At 63.6% G+C, this 19,275-nt stretch carries 18 protein-coding genes; 8 read left to right on the top strand and 10 right to left on the bottom strand.

From position 1 onward, the window contains the following. Window positions 1–30: 30 nt before the first annotated feature. Genes GBJ34_RS11425 through GBJ34_RS11410 form a run of 4 tightly spaced genes read right to left on the bottom strand, consistent with a single transcriptional unit; the run spans window position 31 to window position 4,150 of the window. Window positions 31–1,035, bottom strand: a complete 1,005-nt coding sequence (locus GBJ34_RS11425) for an ABC transporter permease (RefSeq protein ID WP_151719406.1) — start codon at window positions 1,033–1,035, stop codon at window positions 31–33. Further along, complete coding sequence (locus tag GBJ34_RS11420) at window positions 1,032–2,534, bottom strand: sugar ABC transporter ATP-binding protein (protein WP_151719405.1); 1,503 nt, start codon at window positions 2,532–2,534, stop codon at window positions 1,032–1,034. Before GBJ34_RS11420 ends, GBJ34_RS11425 begins: the two co-directional genes overlap by 4 nt. After that, window positions 2,531–3,352, bottom strand: a complete 822-nt coding sequence (locus GBJ34_RS11415) for an amidohydrolase family protein (RefSeq protein ID WP_151719404.1) — start codon at window positions 3,350–3,352, stop codon at window positions 2,531–2,533. The genes GBJ34_RS11420 and GBJ34_RS11415 overlap by 4 nt, the downstream gene beginning before the upstream one ends. Before the next feature lie 60 nt (window positions 3,353–3,412). After that, window positions 3,413–4,150, bottom strand: a complete 738-nt coding sequence (locus tag GBJ34_RS11410; RefSeq protein ID WP_151719403.1) for an SDR family oxidoreductase — start codon at window positions 4,148–4,150, stop codon at window positions 3,413–3,415. A gap of 130 nt (window positions 4,151–4,280) precedes the next feature. Between GBJ34_RS11410 and GBJ34_RS11405 the strand changes: the two genes are divergently transcribed. Continuing rightward, on the top strand, window positions 4,281–5,063 hold the full coding sequence (locus GBJ34_RS11405; protein ID WP_226341141.1) for an IclR family transcriptional regulator: 783 nt from the start codon (window positions 4,281–4,283) through the stop codon (window positions 5,061–5,063). A 34-nt stretch (window positions 5,064–5,097) separates the two neighbouring features. On the opposite strand, the gene GBJ34_RS11400 is transcribed toward GBJ34_RS11405, so the two are convergent. Next, window positions 5,098–6,414 carry an MFS transporter gene (locus GBJ34_RS11400; RefSeq protein ID WP_151719402.1) on the bottom strand — a complete coding sequence of 439 codons (1,317 nt, stop codon included), beginning with the start codon at window positions 6,412–6,414 and terminating at the stop codon, window positions 5,098–5,100. A 295-nt stretch (window positions 6,415–6,709) separates the two neighbouring features. Between GBJ34_RS11400 and cyoA the strand changes: the two genes are divergently transcribed. Genes cyoA through GBJ34_RS11375 form a run of 5 tightly spaced genes read left to right on the top strand, consistent with a single transcriptional unit; the run spans window position 6,710 to window position 11,670 of the window. Continuing rightward, window positions 6,710–7,891 carry a ubiquinol oxidase subunit II gene (gene cyoA / locus GBJ34_RS11395; RefSeq protein ID WP_151719401.1) on the top strand — a complete coding sequence of 394 codons (1,182 nt, stop codon included), beginning with the start codon at window positions 6,710–6,712 and terminating at the stop codon, window positions 7,889–7,891. A 22-nt stretch (window positions 7,892–7,913) separates the two neighbouring features. Further along, entirely contained in the window at window positions 7,914–9,917 is a 2,004-nt protein-coding gene (gene cyoB, locus GBJ34_RS11390; protein WP_151719400.1) for a cytochrome o ubiquinol oxidase subunit I, read from the top strand. 15 nt (window positions 9,918–9,932) lie between these two features. Beyond that, window positions 9,933–10,553, top strand: a complete 621-nt coding sequence (gene cyoC, locus GBJ34_RS11385) for a cytochrome o ubiquinol oxidase subunit III (RefSeq protein WP_151719399.1) — start codon at window positions 9,933–9,935, stop codon at window positions 10,551–10,553. Next, a complete protein-coding gene (cyoD, locus tag GBJ34_RS11380) occupies window positions 10,553–10,963 on the top strand; it encodes a cytochrome o ubiquinol oxidase subunit IV (protein WP_151719398.1) in 411 nt (136 codons plus the stop codon). Before cyoC ends, cyoD begins: the two co-directional genes overlap by 1 nt. Window positions 10,964–10,965: 2 nt before the next feature. Beyond that, complete coding sequence (locus GBJ34_RS11375; RefSeq protein WP_151719397.1) at window positions 10,966–11,670, top strand: SURF1 family protein; 705 nt, start codon at window positions 10,966–10,968, stop codon at window positions 11,668–11,670. 50 nt (window positions 11,671–11,720) lie between these two features. On the opposite strand, the gene GBJ34_RS11370 is transcribed toward GBJ34_RS11375, so the two are convergent. Next, window positions 11,721–12,110, bottom strand: a complete 390-nt coding sequence (locus tag GBJ34_RS11370; protein ID WP_226341140.1) for a winged helix-turn-helix transcriptional regulator — start codon at window positions 12,108–12,110, stop codon at window positions 11,721–11,723. Between the two features lie 112 nt (window positions 12,111–12,222). Here GBJ34_RS11370 and GBJ34_RS11365 point away from each other — a divergent pair, with 112 nt between their 5' ends. Together GBJ34_RS11365 and GBJ34_RS11360 are read left to right on the top strand one after the other, a co-directional pair. Beyond that, window positions 12,223–13,098 carry an SDR family oxidoreductase gene (locus tag GBJ34_RS11365; protein WP_151719396.1) on the top strand — a complete coding sequence of 292 codons (876 nt, stop codon included), beginning with the start codon at window positions 12,223–12,225 and terminating at the stop codon, window positions 13,096–13,098. Between the two features lie 190 nt (window positions 13,099–13,288). After that, entirely contained in the window at window positions 13,289–13,687 is a 399-nt protein-coding gene (locus GBJ34_RS11360; RefSeq protein ID WP_151719395.1) for a nuclear transport factor 2 family protein, read from the top strand. 218 nt (window positions 13,688–13,905) lie between these two features. Here GBJ34_RS11360 and GBJ34_RS11355 read toward each other — a convergent pair whose 3' ends face one another. The 4 genes from GBJ34_RS11355 to GBJ34_RS11340 are packed head-to-tail and all read right to left on the bottom strand — an operon-like array spanning window position 13,906 to window position 19,273. Continuing rightward, a complete protein-coding gene (locus GBJ34_RS11355) occupies window positions 13,906–15,564 on the bottom strand; it encodes a urocanate hydratase (protein WP_151719394.1) in 1,659 nt (552 codons plus the stop codon). After that, entirely contained in the window at window positions 15,557–16,657 is a 1,101-nt protein-coding gene (locus GBJ34_RS11350) for a DUF917 domain-containing protein (RefSeq protein WP_151719393.1), read from the bottom strand. Before GBJ34_RS11350 ends, GBJ34_RS11355 begins: the two co-directional genes overlap by 8 nt. 10 nt (window positions 16,658–16,667) lie before the next feature. Next, window positions 16,668–17,894, bottom strand: coding sequence for a Zn-dependent hydrolase (locus tag GBJ34_RS11345; RefSeq protein ID WP_151719392.1), 1,227 nt, complete (start codon window positions 17,892–17,894; stop codon window positions 16,668–16,670). Then, a complete protein-coding gene (locus GBJ34_RS11340) occupies window positions 17,891–19,273 on the bottom strand; it encodes a dihydroorotase (protein WP_151719391.1) in 1,383 nt (460 codons plus the stop codon). The genes GBJ34_RS11345 and GBJ34_RS11340 overlap by 4 nt, the downstream gene beginning before the upstream one ends. Window positions 19,274–19,275: the final 2 nt, after the last annotated feature.

The raw sequence follows: 19,275 nt of genomic DNA, 5'->3' as shown, positions 1-19,275 counted from the left end.
CGGGCGAACCCGCGCCGCAAACTGCGATCGTCACGCCGCCTTGCGGCGCCGCAATTGATCGGCATAGACCGCCACGATGATGATGACCCCGGTCACAACAGTCTGCCATTCCGGCGCAACCGACAGCACGCGCAACCCGTTGGTCAGCACCGCCATGATGAGCGCCCCGATCAGAGTTCCAAGGATGGTCCCGCGCCCGCCCGACAACGAGGTGCCGCCGATCACCACCGCTGCAATCGCCTCCAGCTCATAGCCAAGGCCAAGCGCAGGTTGGGCCGAATTCAGCCGACTGGAGATCAGCAGGCCTGCAATGCCGCAGATCGCCCCGGCCAGCGCATAGATCGCGATCTTCCAGCGGTCGGTATTGACCCCCGACAGGCGCACCGCCTCCTCATTGGAGCCAAGCGCAAAGGTGTAACGGCCCAGCACGGTGCGGGTCAGGATCCAGCCCACGATCGCCGCCACCAGAAACAGCACCAGCACACCGTTGGGCAGCGGGAATTGCGGCATCACCAAACCGACCAGCGAGCCGGTTGAAATCTCGGTATAGCCAGGCGTGTCGTTGAAATAGATCGGCTTGGTGCCGGTCACGATCAGCGACAGCCCCTTCAGCACCAGCATCAGCCCAAGCGTGGCGATAAAGGGCGGGATACGCGCCTTGGTGACCAATGTCCCAGACAGCAAGCCGCAGGCCGCACCTGTCGCGATGGCGGTCAGCACACCCACCAGAAGCGGTGCCCCCATCCATGTCAGCACCACGCCGGTGATGACCGCGCAAAAGGTCATCATCGTGCCGATGGACAGATCGATCCCGCCGGTGATGATGATCAGCGTCACCCCCACAGCCAGAACCCCGTTCACCGAAGCCGCCTGAAGGATCGACAGGATATTGTCGATCTGGAAAAATCTCTGGCTGGCGATCGAGAAGCCGATGACCAGAACGATCAGGCTGGCAAAGGCCAGCAGCTTTTGGTGCGCCCCGCCCGCACGCCGGACCGGGGCCGGGCGCTCCGGTTGTGCCTTTGCCGTGGTCATGCCGCCACTCCTTCACGTTTCGTCGCAAGTTCCATGATCTGCTCCTGCGCCGCCCCGCCCGGCAGGATGCCGGTCAGGCGCCCCTCGCACATGACCGCGATGCGGTGGGCAAGGCGCAACACCTCTGGCAGCTCACTCGAAATCACGATGACCGCCTTGCCCTTTGCTGCCAGATCATTCAGCAAACGGTAAATCTCTGCTTTGGCCCCGACATCGATGCCGCGTGTGGGTTCGTCAAAGATCAGGATGTCGCAATCGCGCAGCAGCCACTTCGCGATCACCACCTTTTGCTGGTTCCCCCCCGAAAGCAGTCGCACTTCCTGCCGGTCGCCGGGGGTGCGGATGCTGAGTTTCGCGATGTAATCGCTGGCGATGTCCCCCAAGGCGTCTTCGTCAATCGCCCCGATACGGGACGCAAAGCGCGGCAGGCTGGCCATCGCAATATTGGCGCGCACATCCATGCCAAGCGCCAGTCCGAATTGCTTGCGATCCTCGGACAGATAACCGATGCCCGCGCGCACGGCGTCCGACGGGCTGCGGATGCTGACCGGCAGGCCCGCGACAAGGATCTCGCCCTTGTCGCAAGGTTCCGCGCCAAAGATCGCGCGGGCAAGTTCGGTGCGTCCGGCCCCCATCAGCCCGGCAAAGCCAAGGATCTCGCCCTTTTTCAGACTGAAGGAAATGTCGCGCAATTCTTGCCCGCGCCAAAGACCGCGCACCTCAAGCGCCGGATTCGCCGCCGACAGATCGGGGATCACCACCGCCTCATCGGCCAGCGCGCGCCCGACCATCATCGCGATGATGCGCGAAATCGGCGTGTCGGCGGCGGGCACGGTATCGACCAATGCCCCGTCCCGCATCACCGTCACCCGGTCCGAGATGCGTTTGATCTCGTCCATCTTGTGGCTGATATAGATGATGCCCACGCCCTCGGCCTTCAGGGCCGCGATGATGCGGAACAGTTCCGCAATCTCTGCGTCATTCAGGGCCGCCGTCGGCTCGTCCATGATCAACACGCGCGAGCGATAGGACAGCGCCTTGGCGATCTCCACCATCTGCTGGCGCGCAATGGTCAGGCCGCCAACCGGGGTGCGCGGATCGATATTGAGATTCAGCCGCGCCAGCAGCGCCTGCGCATCCGCATTCAGCCGCGCCTCGTCGATCCGGCCAAAGGACAGGCGCGGTTCGCGCCCGATCCAGATATTCTGTCCCACCGTCAGGTCGCGCATCAGCGCCAGTTCCTGATGGATGATGCCGATGCCCTGCGCCTGTGCGGCCGCGGGGCCAGGCAGCGTGACCTCTCTCCCATCGACCAGAATGCGCCCGGCATCGGGTTGATAGACGCCCGAAAGCACTTTCATCAGTGTCGACTTGCCGGCACCATTCTCGCCCATCAGCGCATGGACCTCGCCCGCGCGCAGATCAAAGCTGACGGATTTCAGCGCGTGAACGCCGGGGAAGCGTTTCTCGATCCCCTCCATCCGGACAAGCTCGGTCATGCCTTCACCCCATAAAAGCGGGCGGCATTGCCGCCAAGGATGCCGTCTTGCGTGGCTTGCGGCAGCGGTTGCAGCAGATCCTGCGTCAGCGCCAGCCAGCGATCGTAATCGGCGGCCAGCGTCAGCACCGGCCAGTCGCTGCCCCAGATCAGGCGATCCGGCCCGAACCATTCCAGCAGCAGATCGAAGGTCTGCCGCAGCCCAGGCATCGGATCGACCAGCGCCGATTGCGGCAATTCGGTCAAAAGCCCCGACAGTTTGCAGAAGACGCGCGGATCGGCGGACAGCATCCGCATTCCCGTCTGCCATTGCGGATCAGCGATATCCTGCGGCTTGGCGGCATGATCGATGACAATCGGCACGGACGGATTGGCATTGGCAAACTGTGCCAGCACAGGCAAATGATGCGGTGCCACCAACGCATCGAAGCACAGGCCAAGCGCGGCCAGCGCCAGCAGCGCATCACGCCGCGGTGCCGTCAGCAACCAGTCGGTGGCCGCGATATCCTGCAACATCGGACGGATCCCCAGAAACGCCGGATCCTTCGCGCGGCTGCACAGCGCGTCAGCAGCACCTTCATCCGCCAGATCGACCCAGCCCACCACGCCTGCGATGCGGATGTCACTTGCGGCCTGCGCCAGCAGCCAGTCGGTCTCGGCCAGGGTCGGTGCCGCCTGCACGGCGATCACCCGTGCTGCACCCGGATAATCGGCGGGCAGATAATCCCGGCGGATCGGGGCGAGCGGCCCACCTTCCCCCGCAAGCCAGCCGTAATCCCCCCGGTCAAGGCTCCAGAAATGGCAATGCGCATCAAGCATGTCGTCCGGCCCCTCCCATGGCTGTAAGACGATGATGGCCGCTGTCGCGCGGCCCTTGCCTCAGATCGTCACACCCCCATCGACCAGCAGCGCCTGCCCAGAGACGAAGCGGCTTTCATCCGACAGCAGATAGACCACCATCGGCACGATATCCTCGACCGTGGCCAGACGGCCCATGGGCTGACGCGCGATGAAATCCTTTTCCGCCTGCACGGGATCGGCCGCCGAAGCGATGCGCCCGCGCAGCGACGGCGTGTCCACCGTGCCGGGGCATAGCGCATTGCACCGAATGCCCTGCTTCACGAAATCGGCGGCAATCGCCTTGGTCAGACCGATCACCGCGGCCTTGGTCGCGCCATAGGCGGTGCGATTGGTGAAGCCTTTGATCGACGAGGCCATCGAGGCCATGTTGAGGATCGCGGCGGTGCCAGTGGTCTCGGCCCGTGCCAACATGCCGGGCAGCAGCGCCCGCGTCAGCCGCATCATGGATGTGACATTCAGCGCAAGGCTTGCATCCCAGTCCTGATCGGTCAGATCCAGAAGCGATCCATTGGCAACCATACCTGCGCAATTGAACAGCCCGTCGATCTGGCCCAGATCCGCCGCGATCGCCTGAATGGCGGCGGCATCGGTCACATCCAGCACGCGGGTCTCGATCCCGTCCAGCCCAACCAGCAGATCCGCGCGAATATCGGTGGCAATGACGCGCGCGCCCTCGGCCGCCAATGCAATCACGCTGGCCCGGCCGATCCCTTGTCCGGCTGCCGTGACCAGCACGGTTTTCCCCTTCAGGCGCATCAGATCCCCCCGGCGCGATAAGCCCTCATATGAACAGATTATTCAGATATGAACACATCCTGCAAGCGATTTCTTGCGGGCCAGGGCATTGCCCGCTATCGCTGAAGACAGGCAGCAGGGAGCAGACATCGTGACCGAGAGCGAAGTGGACAGCGCCGCAGATGAGGTGGAGACCGCCGCAGATCGGTATCGTGCGCCTGCGCTGGACAAGGGACTGGATATTCTTGAGGTATTGGCCGAACAGGCGCGCGGCCTGACCCGGGCCGAGATCGTCAAGGAATTGGGGCTAAGCCCTTCACAGATCTACAGGATGTTGGAACGTCTGGTGGCACGCGGCTATGTCAGCCGCGACGAGGGCGGCGACCGTTACGCGCTGACGATGAAGCTGTTCCAGCTGTCGACCCGGCACCCGCCATTGCGCAGACTGATCGCGCAGGCGCAGCCCTTGATGGACGAGTTTGCCCGTGACGCGCGGCAGTCCTGCCATCTTGTGGTGCCGGATCGCGGCATGGGCCACATCGTCGCGCAGGCCAGCCCGCAGGGTCACTGGGAGTTCCGCGCCAGAATCGGCGGGATTCTGGACCTGTTCACCACAGGCTCCGGTCTGACGCTGGTGGCGTTTCAAGATCCCGCCCGGGTCGAGGAAACGCTTGGCGTCTGGGGCGTCAGCGATGCTGCCGCGCGTCTGGCAGCTGCCGCCCACCATCTGCAGGACGTGCGCGCGCAGGGTGCGCGGATCGAGGCATCGGGCTATCTGGTCGGCGTGACCGATCTCAGCGTGCCGGTGATCGGCCATCGTGGCGAGGCCATTGCGGCGCTGACCTGCGCCTTTATCGAACACCCGGAAGAACCCGGGCCGCAACCCCGCATCAAGGCGCTTGAGGCCTTGAAGGCCGTGGCACGGCGGCTGTGAAAACAGGCGGCGCGGACGCCGCCCGTTTCTTCGATCAGGCTTTGGTCTCAAGCTCTTCGCGCGGCGAGATGCGGATGGCGATGATGGTGCAGAAGGCCCCCGATATCAGGTAAAGGCCCGCCGCCCAAAGCCCCAGATGGCTGGCCAGGAACAGCGCGGTCAGCGGCGCAAAGCCCGCGCCGAACATCCATGACAGGGCCGATACGAGCGCCGAGGCGGTATAGCGGTTGCGCTGCCCGAAGATCGCGGCAATTGCGCCAGAGCTTTGCCCGAAGCTGAGCCCAAGCAGCACGAAGCCCACGGTGATATAGGCCGCGGCGCCGATCCGCCCCTCGGCCAGCATCATCGGCGCGACGATGGCGAACATGGCGATGCCAAGCGCACCCAACAGCAGCAATTGCCGCCGCCCGATCCAATCGGCCAGATAGCCCGATGCGATGATCGACACGATCCCGGCAGCAGCGCCGATGGCCAGCGAGAACAGCACAGCCTCTGGCGCGTCCCCGGAATAGAGAAAGACCCAGGACAGCGGAAAGATCGTGACCATGTGGAACATGGCAAAGCTCGCCAGCGGCACGAAAATGCCAAGGATCATGCCGCGTCCATCTTCGCGCAGCGTTTCACGCACGCCCGAGGCGCGCAATTCGCTGGTCTCGAACAGGGTGCGAAACTCGGTCGAGGCAACAATGCGCAGCCGGGCAAACAGCGCCACCACGTTGATCGCGAAAGCCACGAAGAACGGATACCGCCAGCCCCAATCCAGAAAATCCGCTGCAGAAACATTCAGCAGCAGATAGGCAAATAGCAGCGCCGCCACGATCAGCCCGATCGGCGCGCCCAGCTGCGGGATCATCGCGTAAAAGCCGCGCTTTTCCGGCTTGACCGACAGCGCCAGCAGCGAGGGCAGCCCGTCCCAGGCCCCGCCCAATGCGATGCCCTGCCCGATGCGCAGCAGCGCCATGACCAGAATCGCCCACCAGCCCAGCACGTCATAGGATGGCACCAGCCCCATCGCGACCGTCGAGGTGCCCAACACCAAAAGCGCCAGCGTCAGTTTGGTCTCCCGCCCGAAGGCGCGGTCGATTGCCATGAAGATCACGGTGCCAAAGGGGCGCGCCACGAAGGCCAGCGCCAGCAGCACGAAAGAGGCGAGCGTGCCCTCCAGCGGATCAAGAAAGCTGAACAGCCGCGCCGGGAAGATCAGCACACAGGCGATGGAAAAGACGAAGAAATCGAAGAATTCCGAGGTCCGACCGATGACCACGCCCACCGCAATATCCGAGGGAGATACGTTGTGGTGATCTTCATGGGGGGCGGCGCGGCGTTCGGCCTGCTGCAAGGGGGTTGCCATGGGGCGGCTCCGTAACGTCTTCTGGGGAAGGTTCAAGATCAGCAAGAGTCTGGGTCTGGCGAGTCGAAGTCTGGGCTGTCTCAAACTTGCGGGTCAAGCGATGTTTGCGACGTTCAAGCCAGCCATGGGCTGCCTTGTCCGGAATGAACATTGGACAAAATGTCCTAGGGCATTTTGTCCAATGTTGAATATCAGAAATAGAATTTAGCTTCGGCCGCGACAGCGAGTGCCCGCTTTCTTCCGCAAGCGCCGACAGGACACACGTTGCAGCAAACACCTGATGTGAAATGAAAAAATGCAGACATTGAAGCGAATCGCCTGGGTTGCCCCCCTGCTTTCTCTCGCGGCCTGCAAGGCCGAGGTTCTGGCACCGACCGGCGATATTGCCGCGCAGCAGCGCGACATGCTGGTCTGGGCGACGGCGCTGATGCTGATCATCATCATCCCGGTGATGGCCATGATCGTCTGGTTCGCCTTTCGTTACCGGGCGTCCAATCGCCGTGCCGCCTATGCACCGGATTGGAGCCATTCAACCAAGCTGGAACTGGTGATCTGGGCGATCCCGCTGTTGATCATCGTGTCGCTTGGGGCGCTGACCTGGGTCGGCACCCACCATCTTGACCCCTATCGCCCGATCCAGCGCCTTTCCGAAGGTCAGGCGCTTGGGGATGAGACGCCGCTGGTGGTGCAGGTCGTGGCGCTCGACTGGAAGTGGCTGTTCATCTACCCCGAAGAGGGCGTGGCCACCGTCAATGATCTGGTCGTTCCGGTGGATCGCCCGGTAGAGTTCCGCCTGACCTCGTCTTCGGTGATGAATGCCTTCTACATCCCCTCCATGGCCGGGATGATCTATTCCATGCCGGGGATGGAAACCAAGCTGCACGGCGTCTTCAACACGCCCGGCAGCTATCAGGGCATGTCGTCGCATTATTCCGGCGCGGGCTTCTCCGGGATGCGGTTCAAGGCCCATGCGGTGGCCGCCGCCGATTACGATCAATGGGTCACGGAAACGCGCGCAGCGGGCGGCCAACTTGGCCGGGCCGAATATCTGGAACTGGAAAAGCCGTCCGAGAATGTGCCGCCCCGCACCTTTGCCGAAGTCGACGGCCAACTGTTCGCCCGTGTGGTCAATATGTGCGTCGAGGATGGCAAGATCTGCATGGCAGAGATGATGGAGATCGACCGCAACGGCGGCACAGATCTGGCCGGCACCATGAACGTCCACGCCCTGACCTATGACCGCGAGGCCCGCCGCGGCGCGCGCGAGCCTGCCCTTGGCTGGGCACCGTTCTTCGTCAGCGGCTTTTGCACCCCCGAGGATGAGTTGCTGATGCTGAGCACCCGCAAGACCGCATCCGCCCAGCGCGACCCCGCCCCGTTGCGCGGCCATGCCCTGCCCATGCCGGGCCAGTCCCGCTCAACCGCCTCCCTGCCGCTGCTGTCGTTGATGCCAGGTCGCGACGCGGGCAAGCTCTGAAAAAGACGCACAGGACACCATCATGGCAACCATCGATTACAGCACGACCTTCCTGTTCGGTCGTCTGAACCTCAGTGCGATCCCGCAGGAGCCGATTGTCTGGGCCACCTTCGCAGTCGTCGCGGTCATCGGCATTGCGGTGCTTGCGGCGCTGACCAGATACCGGCTCTGGGGCTATCTCTGGCATGAATGGTTCACATCCGTGGACCATAAGAAGATCGGCATCATGTATATGGTTCTGGCGCTGATCATGCTGCTGCGCGGCTTTGCCGATGCAGTGATGATGCGGCTGCAATCCGTGCTGGCCTTTGGTGGGTCCGAAGGCTACCTGAACGCCCATCACTACGACCAGATCTTCACCGCCCATGGCGTGATCATGATCTTTTTCGTGGCCATGCCCTTTGTCACCGGGTTGATGAACTATCTGGTGCCCCTGCAGATCGGGGCCCGCGATGTGTCCTTTCCCTTCCTGAACAACTTCTCGTTCTGGATGACGGTGGGCGGCGCGGTGATCGTCATGGCGTCGCTGTTCATCGGGGAATTTGCCCAGACCGGGTGGCTCGCCTTCCCGCCGCTGTCGGGCATCGGCTACAGCCCGTGGGTCGGCGTCGACTATTATATCTGGGGCCTGCAGGTCGCGGGTGTCGGAACCACCCTGTCGGGCATCAACCTGCTGGTCACCATCATCAAGATGCGCGCTCCGGGCATGACCTATATGCGCCTGCCGGTCTTCACCTGGACCGCGCTTTGCACCAACGTGCTGATCGTGGCGTCTTTCCCGGTGCTGACCGTCACGCTGGTCCTGCTGACGCTGGACCGCTATCTGGGCACGAGTTTCTTCACCAATGACCTTGGTGGAAACTCCATGCTCTATATCAACCTGATCTGGATCTGGGGCCATCCGGAGGTCTATATCCTCATCCTGCCGCTGTTCGGCGTGTTCTCCGAGGTGACGGCGACCTTCTCGGGCAAGCGGCTGTTCGGCTATACGTCGATGGTCTATGCGACCGTCTGCATCACGGTGCTGAGCTACCTTGTCTGGCTGCACCACTTCTTCACCATGGGGTCGGGTGCCTCGGTCAATGCCTTCTTCGGCATCACCACCATGATCATCTCGGTGCCAACAGGGGCCAAGCTGTTCAACTGGCTGTTCACCATGTATCGCGGCCGCATCCGGTTTGAACTGCCGATGATGTGGACGGTGGCCTTCATGCTGACCTTCACGGTCGGCGGCATGACCGGCGTGCTGCTGGCCGTTCCCCCGGCCGATTTCGTGCTGCACAATTCGCTGTTCCTTGTTGCGCACTTCCACAACGTCATCATCGGCGGTGTGCTGTTCGGCCTGTTTGCCGCCATCAACTACTGGTGGCCCAAGGCTTTCGGCTTCAAGCTGGATGTGTTCTGGGGCAAGGTCAGCTTCTGGCTTTGGGTCGTGGGCTTCTGGTTCGCCTTCATGCCGCTGTATATTCTGGGCCTGATGGGTGTGACGCGGCGGTTGCGGGTGTTCGATGACCCGGATCTGTGGATCTGGTTCGCGCTGTCGGGCCTTGGTGTCCTGATGGTTGCGGGCGGGATAGGCGCCATGCTGGTGCAGTTCGGCGTCTCGATCTGGAAACGCGAGGAATTGACCGATCATTCGGGCGACCCATGGGACGGGCGGACGCTGGAATGGGCGACCTCATCCCCCCCACCGGCTTACAACTTTGCCTTCACTCCGGTGGTGCATGGTCTGGATGCCTGGACGGATATGAAACGCGATGGCCAGACCCGACCACGCGCGCCGCATCTGCCGATCCATATGCCGAAGAATACAGGCACCGGCGTCATCCTGTCGGCCCTTGCCACGATCTGCGGCTTTGCGCTGGTCTGGTATATCTGGTGGCTGGCGGCGCTGTCCTTCCTTGGCATCATCGTCGTCGCGATTGCCCATAGCTTCAACTATGACCGCGACTACCACATCCCGGTGGATGAGGTGGACCGGACGGAAGCCGCGCGTGATCGCCAGCTTGCCGCGACCAAAGCCTGATCGGAGGGATAACGGATGACCACCATGACCACCGCCCAAGACCCGATCCAGCATTGGGACACCGAGCCGCATCACCACGCCGAGGGGGCCTCGACCAATATCGGGTTCTGGATCTACCTGATGAGCGACTGCCTGATGTTTGCAGTCCTTTTCGCCGTCTTCGGGGTTCTGGGGCAAAGTTTCGCCGCAGGGCCCGGCCCCAAGGCGCTGTTCGATCTGGAACTTGTGGCGCTGAACACCGCCTTCCTTTTGCTGTCCTCCATCACCTTCGGCTTTGCCATGCTTGCGATGTTCGCGGGCAACAAGCGCGGCACACTGGGCTGGCTTGCCGTCACGTTGCTGTTCGGTCTCGCCTTCCTGATGGTCGAGATCTACGAGTTCTATCACCTGATCCATCTTGGCGCCGGGCCGCAGCGGTCTGCTTTCCTGTCGTCCTTCTTCGCGCTGGTCGGCACCCACGGGCTGCATGTGGGCTTTGGCTCGATCTGGCTGGTCACGCTGATGGTGCAGATCAGCCGCAAGGGGCTGATCCCGGCCAATATGCGGCGGATGACCTGCCTGTCCATGTTCTGGCACTTCCTTGACGTGATCTGGATCGGCGTTTTCACCTTTGTCTATCTGTTGGGGATGATCTGATGTCTGCACCTGCCCAAGACCATGCCGCACATCACGACACCCCTCACCATGGCCATCACCCGGACGGGCATGACCATGGCAGCTACCGTTCCTATACAATCGGCTTCATCCTGTCGGTCATCCTGACCGCCATCCCCTTCGGGCTGGTGATGGCGGGCGGGTTTGAAAGCCGCCTGCTGACGGCGGGCATCGTCGTCGGTTTCGCGGCGGTGCAGATCCTGGTTCACATGGTCTATTTCCTGCATATGAACACCCGATCCGATGAAGGCTGGACGGCGCTTGCGCTGATCTTCACCGTCGTTGTGGTGGTGATCATCCTCGCGGGTTCGCTTTGGGTCATGCACAATATGAACACCAATATGATGCCGCAGATGGATCACAGCCTGCCCATGTCGGGCTTTGGCAGCTGATCATGTCGGATCGCAGCAAGCACAGGCGTCGCCGGGGCATCCTGCTGCCCGGCCTTGCGCTGTGCCTGCTGCTGATCGGCCTTGGCGTCTGGCAGGTGCAGCGGCTGATCTGGAAGACCGACCTGATCGCCCGGACCGAGGCCGCGCTGGCCGCCCCGCCCGTGGCGGCCCCGGAAACCCCGCCCACGGGCGACTTTGAATATCGCCGTGTCACCCTGTCCGGCCATTACCTGCCCGGCGCGGATACGCTGGTGCGCGCGGTGACCGACCGTGGGCCGGGCTATTGGGTGATGACCGGGTTTCAGGCCGATGCGGGCTGGCAGCTGCTGGTCAATCGCGGCTTTGTCCCCGAGACCCGGACCGACGCCGCCGAGCGCACCGCCCCTTCCGGCCCCGTCACCCTGACCGGATTGATGCGCGCAAGCCAACCCGGCGGTGCCTTTCTGCGCAGCAATGATCCGGCGGGCGGGCGCTGGTTCTCGCGCGATACGGCGGCCATTGCAGATGCCACCGGCATCGGCCCGGTCGTGCCGTGGTTTCTGGATCTGGATCGCGGCGACGCTCTGGCCCTGCCCATCGGCGGGCTGACGGTCGTGGCTTTCCCCAACAACCACCTGTCCTATGCGCTGACATGGTTTGCCATGGCGGCGGGGCTTGCCGTGCTGCTGCATGTCGCCACCAGACAAAGCACCGATCCGCAGGATTGAGCCAACAGGCGCACCCCCCTCCCCTATCGGAGAGGGAGGTGTTGCTCAAGTTACGTCTCGTCGCTGGCGGCCCCGTTCGACAAGGCACGGTGCTCCTGCCCCCAGCTCGCCAGCATGAAGATCACCTGTTCCAGCTTCTGCCCCGAGGGTGTCAGCACATATTTCCGCGCGCGCCCCTCTTGCTCTGGCCCGGCGCGGGTGATCGCCCCGTTCACCTCCAACTCGCGCAATTCACGCGACAACATGCGTGGCGAGATTGTGGCCAGCAGCCGCTCGATATCGGCAAAGCCCTTGGGGCCGCTCAACAAGGTGCAGACAATGGCCAGTTTCCACTTGCCGCTGACCACATTCAGCGCGTCACGGATCGCCAGGACAAAGGCCTTTTTGCACAGGTCATGATCCTCAGGCTCGATTTCCATCTGATGCATCATGCGGTTCATTCCGGCCCCCCTTGCGCGCCACCCCGCCATGCATGACCGCGCGCCTATACAAGTTGATAGTTCTTCCAGCACCCGATGCCCCTAATTTCCGGGACATCTGAAGGAGTGTGTCATGATCTTGATTGCGGGGGCAACCGGCCAGCTTGGCAAATCTGTTGTTGCGCAGATGCTGCGGCAGGGCGCAAAAGACCGGATCGCGGTGCTTGCCCGCGACAAGGAAAAGGCGAAAGCCTATGCCGATCAAGGGATTGAAGTGCGTGTCGCGGATTTCGACAAGCCCGAGACACTCCCCGCGGCTTTTGCCGGGATGGATCGCTTTCTCTTCATTTCCACCATGTCGCAGGATCGTGCGGCACAGCAGTTGCGCGTTGTCGATGCGGCGGCGGCGGCCGGGATCCGGCATGTGGTCTATACCGGCCTTGCCATCCGTGACATCGCCACATCTGGCGTGCGCGACCTGATGGCGAGCCATTTCGAGACCGAGGCCCGCATCCGCGACAGCGGCATGGAATGGACCTTCTTGCGCAACACGATGTATGCTGAGGCCATCGCGCAGATCGCGGGCCCCAAGGCCCTGACGGATGGCATCTTTCTGCCCGGTGGACAGGGGCGTGTGCCCTTTGCGCTGCGCCACGAGATGGGCGAGGCAACGGCCAATCTGCTGCTGCAAGATGGTCATGCGGGCCAGACCTACACCATCACCGGCCCCGCATCCTGGGGTTATGATGACGTCGCGTCGGCGCTGTCGCGGCTGACCGGCACCCGCCTTGGCTATCAAGATATCCCGGCCGCTGCGCTGGCAAATGGGATGCGCGCCGCCGGCCTGCCCGATTTCCTGATCTGGCTGACCCTTGGCACCTTGCAAGACATCAAGGATGGCCAATACGACATCGCCTCGGATGATCTGGCCCGGCTGCTTGGCCGCGCACCAGCCGATATCGACCAACTCGTGACATCGGTCTTTTCACCCGACCCAGCCCTTGCCTGAGCGCCGATCGCCCGAACGCGCCCCCCGCCAGAGCCTGCGTCGACCGAGCCCGGCAGCCAGCCGGGTTTGTGCCGTCACCCGTGACAGTGCCGTAACGAGTGACCTTGTTATCGGATCGGAGGGGGGGGGTCGCCCGCCCTCCGATCCAGCACCCCAAGTCGTTTCCCTTCAAGTTCAACAGAGGCTCTTCATGACCCAATCCCCGCGCAGCGTCGTTGATGCGATGTTCACCGCCTTCAACGCCAAGGATCTTGCTGCCGCCCTTGCCACGGTTTCGGATGACACGCTTTGGGTTCATCACGGCTCGCAACGGATGCCTTCGGTTCGGTTCGAAGGGAAAAGCGGTGCCGAAAAATTCTTCGGCACATCGTTCCACGCCATGAAGATCGACTATTTCCGCCCGCTGACCTTCATCGAACAAGGCGACAAGGTCGTCGTTCTGGGCGAGGAAAGCTATGTGATGGAAGGCATCGACGGCAAGCTGAGCAATAAATGGGTGCAGGTCTATACCGTGAAGAATGGCCTCATCACCCATATGGATGAATTCGCGACCTCTGCCGCCCCCGACAGCTATATGATCGTCCGCTGATCGGCCTGCCCCTGGCTGGCGTGACTGGCTTGACCGGGGGCGGGATGGCCGCGATGCGGGGCCGGGGGGATCCGGCCCCTGCGCTCATCTTGGCCCGACACGTCCGGTCACGCGTATCTGGTGCCCCCATGCCAGAACCATACCCCGCTGCCGGGCGGGCATCGGTCAGGGCGTTTACGGCGCAGGCGGTTCAAGGAATGACCGCCTGCCGCCCCGCCTTACAGCGTGATATGACCAACGCTTTTCCGCTTTGCCTCATCCAGCGCATCCGCATAGCCCGCATCGGCATAGCGGATAACGCCAAGCGCGGTGTCATTGGTCAAGGCAAGAGTCAGCCGCCGATCTGCCGCATCGCTGCCATCAGCGATGATCGTGACCCCGGATGACGTCATATAACCCGCATAGCCACCACCGCCGGAATGCACCGCCACCAGATCCGCGCCCGATGAACACAGCGTCATCGCGCTGATCAGCGGCCAGTCGGCAATCGCATCCGACCCGTCGCGCATCGCTTCGGTCATGATATTGGGATGCGCCATCGCGCCCGCGTCGAGATGATCGCGCGAGAAGGCCACGGGGCCAGACAGCGTGCCATTCGCGACGAGGCGGTTGACCGCGCGGGCCAGATCCGTGCGTTCGCCATGGCCCAGCCATGCGATGCGGGCGGGCAGCCCCTCGAACGGGACATGTTCACGCGCGAGGCGGATCCAGTTGGTGACGATGCCGTTTTCGGGGAACATCTCCAGCACCAGATCGTCGATCCTGGCGATATCATCGGGGTCGCCGGACAGCGCCATCCAGCGGAACGGCCCGATGGCGCGGCAGAACAGCGGGCGCAGATAGGCCTCGGTGAAGATCGGGATATCAAAGGCGTTTTCGATGCCACCCTGTTTTGCCTGGGTGCGGATCAGGTTGCCATTGTCAAAGACCTCGGCACCGCGCGTCTGAAATTCCAGCATGGCGGCGACATGATGGGTGATGCTGTCGCGGCCTGCCTCGATCAGCTCTTCTGGGTTCTGGTCGCGCAGGCGGCGCACGCGATCAAGGTCATAGCCCGCGGGCACATAGCCATAGACCAGATCATGCGCCGAGGTCTGGTCGGTCACGATATCGGGGGTGATGCCGCGCCGGGCGATCTCGGGATAGATCTCTGCCGCATTGCCGATCAGGCCCACGGACAATGCGCGCTGCTCGGCCCGTGCGGCGTCGATCATGGCAAGGGCGGCGTCCAGATCGGGCGCGATCTCGTCCAGAAAGCCAATCTCCTTGCGCATCTTGGCCCGCGCTGCATCGACATCGACGCAGAGGATCGCGGCCCCCGCCATGCGCCCGGCCAGCGGCTGCGCGCCGCCCATGCCGCCAAGGCCCGCTGTCAGGATGAAGCGCCCGGCCAGCGATCCCGCAAAGCGCCGCTCGGCGATGCGCATGAAGATCTCGTAGGTGCCCTGGATCACGCCCTGGCTGCCGATATATTGCCAGGCCCCGGCAGTCAGCCCGCCCCAGCAGATCAGGCCCTTGCGTTCCAGATCGTAAAAATTCTCAGCCTTGGCCCATTGGCCGACGATGTTGCAATTGGCCATGATGACCATGGGCGCGCCGGGATGCGTTTTCAGAATGCCGACCGGCTTGCCGGACTGGATGATCAGCGTCTCATCCTCGTCGATCTCGGTCAGGCCTTTCACGATACCGGCATGGGCAGGCCAGCTGCGCGCGGCCTTGCCAAGTGCCGCATAGACGATCAGCTTTTCCGGGGCCTCGCCCACGGCCAGCACATTTTCCAGCAGGCGCAAAAGCCCCTCGGTCCGCCAGGATTTGGTGCGCAGCTCCGGCCCGCCGGGGATCGGGAAATCGGGGTGACGCGGATTTGCCTTAGGCATGGGTTCCCTCCAGCGCGTATTTCGCAAGCTCGATCCCCATGGCGCGTTCGCAAGGCGGATAGACCGCCGGATCCAGCACGCCCGCGCCCAGCGGGATCACCGATTTCGGCACATGCAGGACATGGATGCGCATCCCCTCATGCAGCTGCCCGACCGAAAGCGGCTCGGCCTCCTGCGACAGCGTGGTGATCACATCGGGGAAACTTGCGATGCGATTTCCGCCCGCGTCTTCAATGGCCATATATTCGTTCATCACATGCAGGGTCAGGGCGCGGTCGCCTTCGCCCAGCGTCACGGTGCCGATATCGAAGGCCTCATTGGTGTAATGGACATCCTTTTTCGTGATCACGGCCTCGATCAGAATTGCACCCTTGGTGTGTTCGACAATCGCGTCGATCACCGCGCCGGTGCCTTTCGGCTCTGCGGCGAGGATGGCGTGCCCCAGATCCAGCGCCATCGAGATACCGCCAAGCGCCGCATTGCGCGCGACATAGGATGCCCGCAGCGGATTGCGGGCCGAGGCGATGAAGCCGCCCGACATATCCGAGGCCGTGCGCAGGATGGGCGAGACCTTGGCCGTCGCCCCGCGCGTCACCAGCTCGATATAGCGGTTCTGTTCACGGTTGCCGCCGACGGCGGTCTGGATCATCTGTTCCGGGCTGCCCGCCATGCCGATTGAGCCCATGTCGCCGGTCGGATGCGCGCGGATATCACCCACCGCATCCACCACCTTGCAGCCCAGGATCGAGGCCGGAAGCCAGCCATTCAGCGTGGAGGATTTGCCGTTCTGGCCAACCATCAGCCCTGCGACCGGCGTGCCCAATGCCTCGTTCAGCAGCTGCACCGCCTTGATGTAATCGACGCCGCGCATTTCCCATGGCGTGGTCGAGGCCGGGGCACCGATGGCGGCGGCCGTCGCCACCCAGTCTTCCTCGCGCAGCTCATCAATGCTGACCAGCTCGGGCTTGCCCGCACCCACGGCGGCATAGCCCAGCTTGCGGCCATGATCGGCCCAGCCACCCCCCCCGGCGGCATAGACCGATCCGCCCCGAACGGCGGGTTCCACGTCTTTTTCGGTGAGAATACGGCGCATTGCTGTCTCCTTACTTTTGGGCGTCGAAGGCAAGGATGGCTTCGGCCATCACTTCGGCACCCAGTGCGATATCACTGATTTCACTGAATTCTTCCGGGCAGTGCGACCGCCCGGCAAGGCTTGGGACAAAGACCATGGCCGCCGGGGCCAAGCGGGCCATGAAGGCCGCATCATGGCCCGCGCCCGATGCCATGAGGATCTGGCTGGCTCCCAGGGTTGCGGCGGCCTGATCCAGCAGGGAGATCAACCCCGGATCCATCGGCACCGGCGCATTGTCCGAAAGGATGCGATGATCTGCGCGGATCCCGGCGGGCAGATCAGCCATCCGGGCCTGCAACCAGGCGATAAATCCCTCCATCCGGGGGCGCTCCACCGCGCGGGCATCGATCAGCAGACGCGCGCTGCCCGGCACCACATTGGCGGCCCCCGGCGTGATAGAAAATTCCCCCACCGTGGCGGTGAAATGGCTGCCCATTTGCGCCAGGCGCGTGGCCTCGGTCTCGATATCGGTGACCAGTGCCGCCGCCGCCACCAGCGCATCGGCGCGGTAGCCCATCGGCGTGGTGCCCGCATGATCGGGGCGCCCGGTCAGCGTCACCTCGATCCGGGTGATGCCCGCAATGGCGGTCACAAGACCCAGATCGGTGCCCCCGCTTTCCAGCACCACGCCCTGTTCGATATGCAGCTCAAAGAACGCCCGGATATCTTCGGCCTTCGCGCCAAGGTCGGGATTGCCGCCGACATCGCGGATGGCTTGGGCAAGGCTGCGGCCTTCATGTTCCAGACCATTCCAAGCCTCGGGGCGCACCCCGGCCATCGCCCGCGATCCGATGCAGGAGACGCCAAAAACCGAGACCTCCTCGGCCAGAAAATCCGCGATGCACAGATCATGGCGCAGGCGATATCCGCGCTCATCCAGCATCCGGGCGATCTCCAGCGCGACGACCACCCCGGCCACGCCATCAAAGCGGCCGCCATCGGGCACGGTGTCGGAATGGCTGCCGACAAGGATCGTGCCAAGGCCTGCCCCCCCCGCGCGCCGTCCCAGCAGATTGCCCCCGGCATCGGTGCGAACAGTCAGGCCCGCCGCCTGAAACCGCGCGGCCAACCAGCGCCGCCCCTCGTCAAAGCGCGGCGAGAAGGCCCGCCGCGTCCAGGGGCGGCCCGGATCGGTGATCGCTGCCAGCGCCGCCAGATCCTCGGCGATCCGGCTTTCATTGATGCGCAGGTTTCTCATCCGTGCAGGCTTTCGCGCAGGCCAAGCGGGCCTAACGGACGGACGAACTGCCCGGTGCCCGGTGCCGCAACCGTGCTGCCGTCAAACACCTGCTGCCCGCGCAGCCATGTGCCCGCGACTGTCCAGGGCAGGGTGATGCCATCATAGGGCGACCAGCCCGCGACCGAGACGGTGCTGGCTTTCGCGTCATAGGTTTTCGCCACCGGCTCCAGCACGGTCAGATCGGCATCGCGGCCGATCTTGATGCCGCCCTTGGCGTGATCCAGCCGGAAATGCCTGGCCGGATTCTCGGCCAGCAGCCGCGCGGCCCAGGTCAGGGGAATGCCACGTTCCAGCGCGCCCTTGACGAAAAGCGGCACCATCACCTCCAGCCCCGGCACGCCGGATGCGTTTTTCAGCATCTCGGGATTGGTCTTGCGGTCCTCCGACCAGCTGACATGGTCGGTCGACACCATCGAGACATTGCCCGCCGCCACATGACGCCACAGCGTCTCCACCTCGGCACGGGGGCGGATCGGCGGGTTGATCTTGGCCTTGCCGCCCAGCCGGGCCACGTCGTTTTCCTCATCCAGCACCAGATAATGGATGCAGGCCTCGATGGTGGCGAAATGCCCCTCGTCGCGGTAGCGTTTCGCGATGTCATAGCCGCGCCCGAGCGAGCAATGCACCACATGCGCCGGGCAGCCGGTGGCGGCACCGGTCTCATAGATCTGGAGCAGGGCAAGGATCTCGGTCATCGGCGGGCGCGACAGGCCATGCGCGCGCCAGTCGGTGATGCCTGCAGCCTCAACGGCGCGGATTGCATCACGCACGAAACTGTCATCCTCATTGTGCACACCTGCCGCGAGGCCGGTCTTCGCCACCTCGGCAAAGCAGGCCAGCAGCAGCGCCGGGGGGATGCGGGGAAAGCGCTTCGGATCGGTGCCAAAGGTCGAGAATTTGAAACCGCAAACCCCCGCCGCGGCCTGTTCGGCAATGCGGGCCGGGCCTTCCTCTGGGTCGATGGTGCCGTAAAGCGCCACATCCACCCGCGCCTCTGCCGCAGCCTCGGCCGCCTTCAGGGCGACAGAGGCGGCCGAGCAGACCAGATTGCCCTCATCATAAGGCATGTCGACGATGGTCGTGACACCCCCTGCGGCGGCGGCGGCCGTCGAGGCGGCAAAACCTTCTGCCCCCTTTTGCGACAGCGAATGCACCTGCGCATCGACCGCGCCGGGCAGGATCAGCGCGCGGCCCAGATCATGACGCGCCCGGGCCGCCGGAGCCGGGCCTTCGCCGATCAGCGCGACCTTGCCGTCGCGGACAGCGACAAACCCCGCCTCGATCTCATGCGAATGCAGAACCAAATGGCCCGAAAGGACCAGATCGAAATCCGACATCT

Origin of the sequence: Gemmobacter serpentinus (assembly GCF_008973825.1) — a bacterium.
GTDB classification, from domain to species: Bacteria; Pseudomonadota; Alphaproteobacteria; order Rhodobacterales; family Rhodobacteraceae; genus Gemmobacter; species Gemmobacter serpentinus.
The sequence above is the reverse complement of the archived record's forward strand: the minus strand, read 5'-3'. Positions and strand labels throughout refer to the sequence as shown.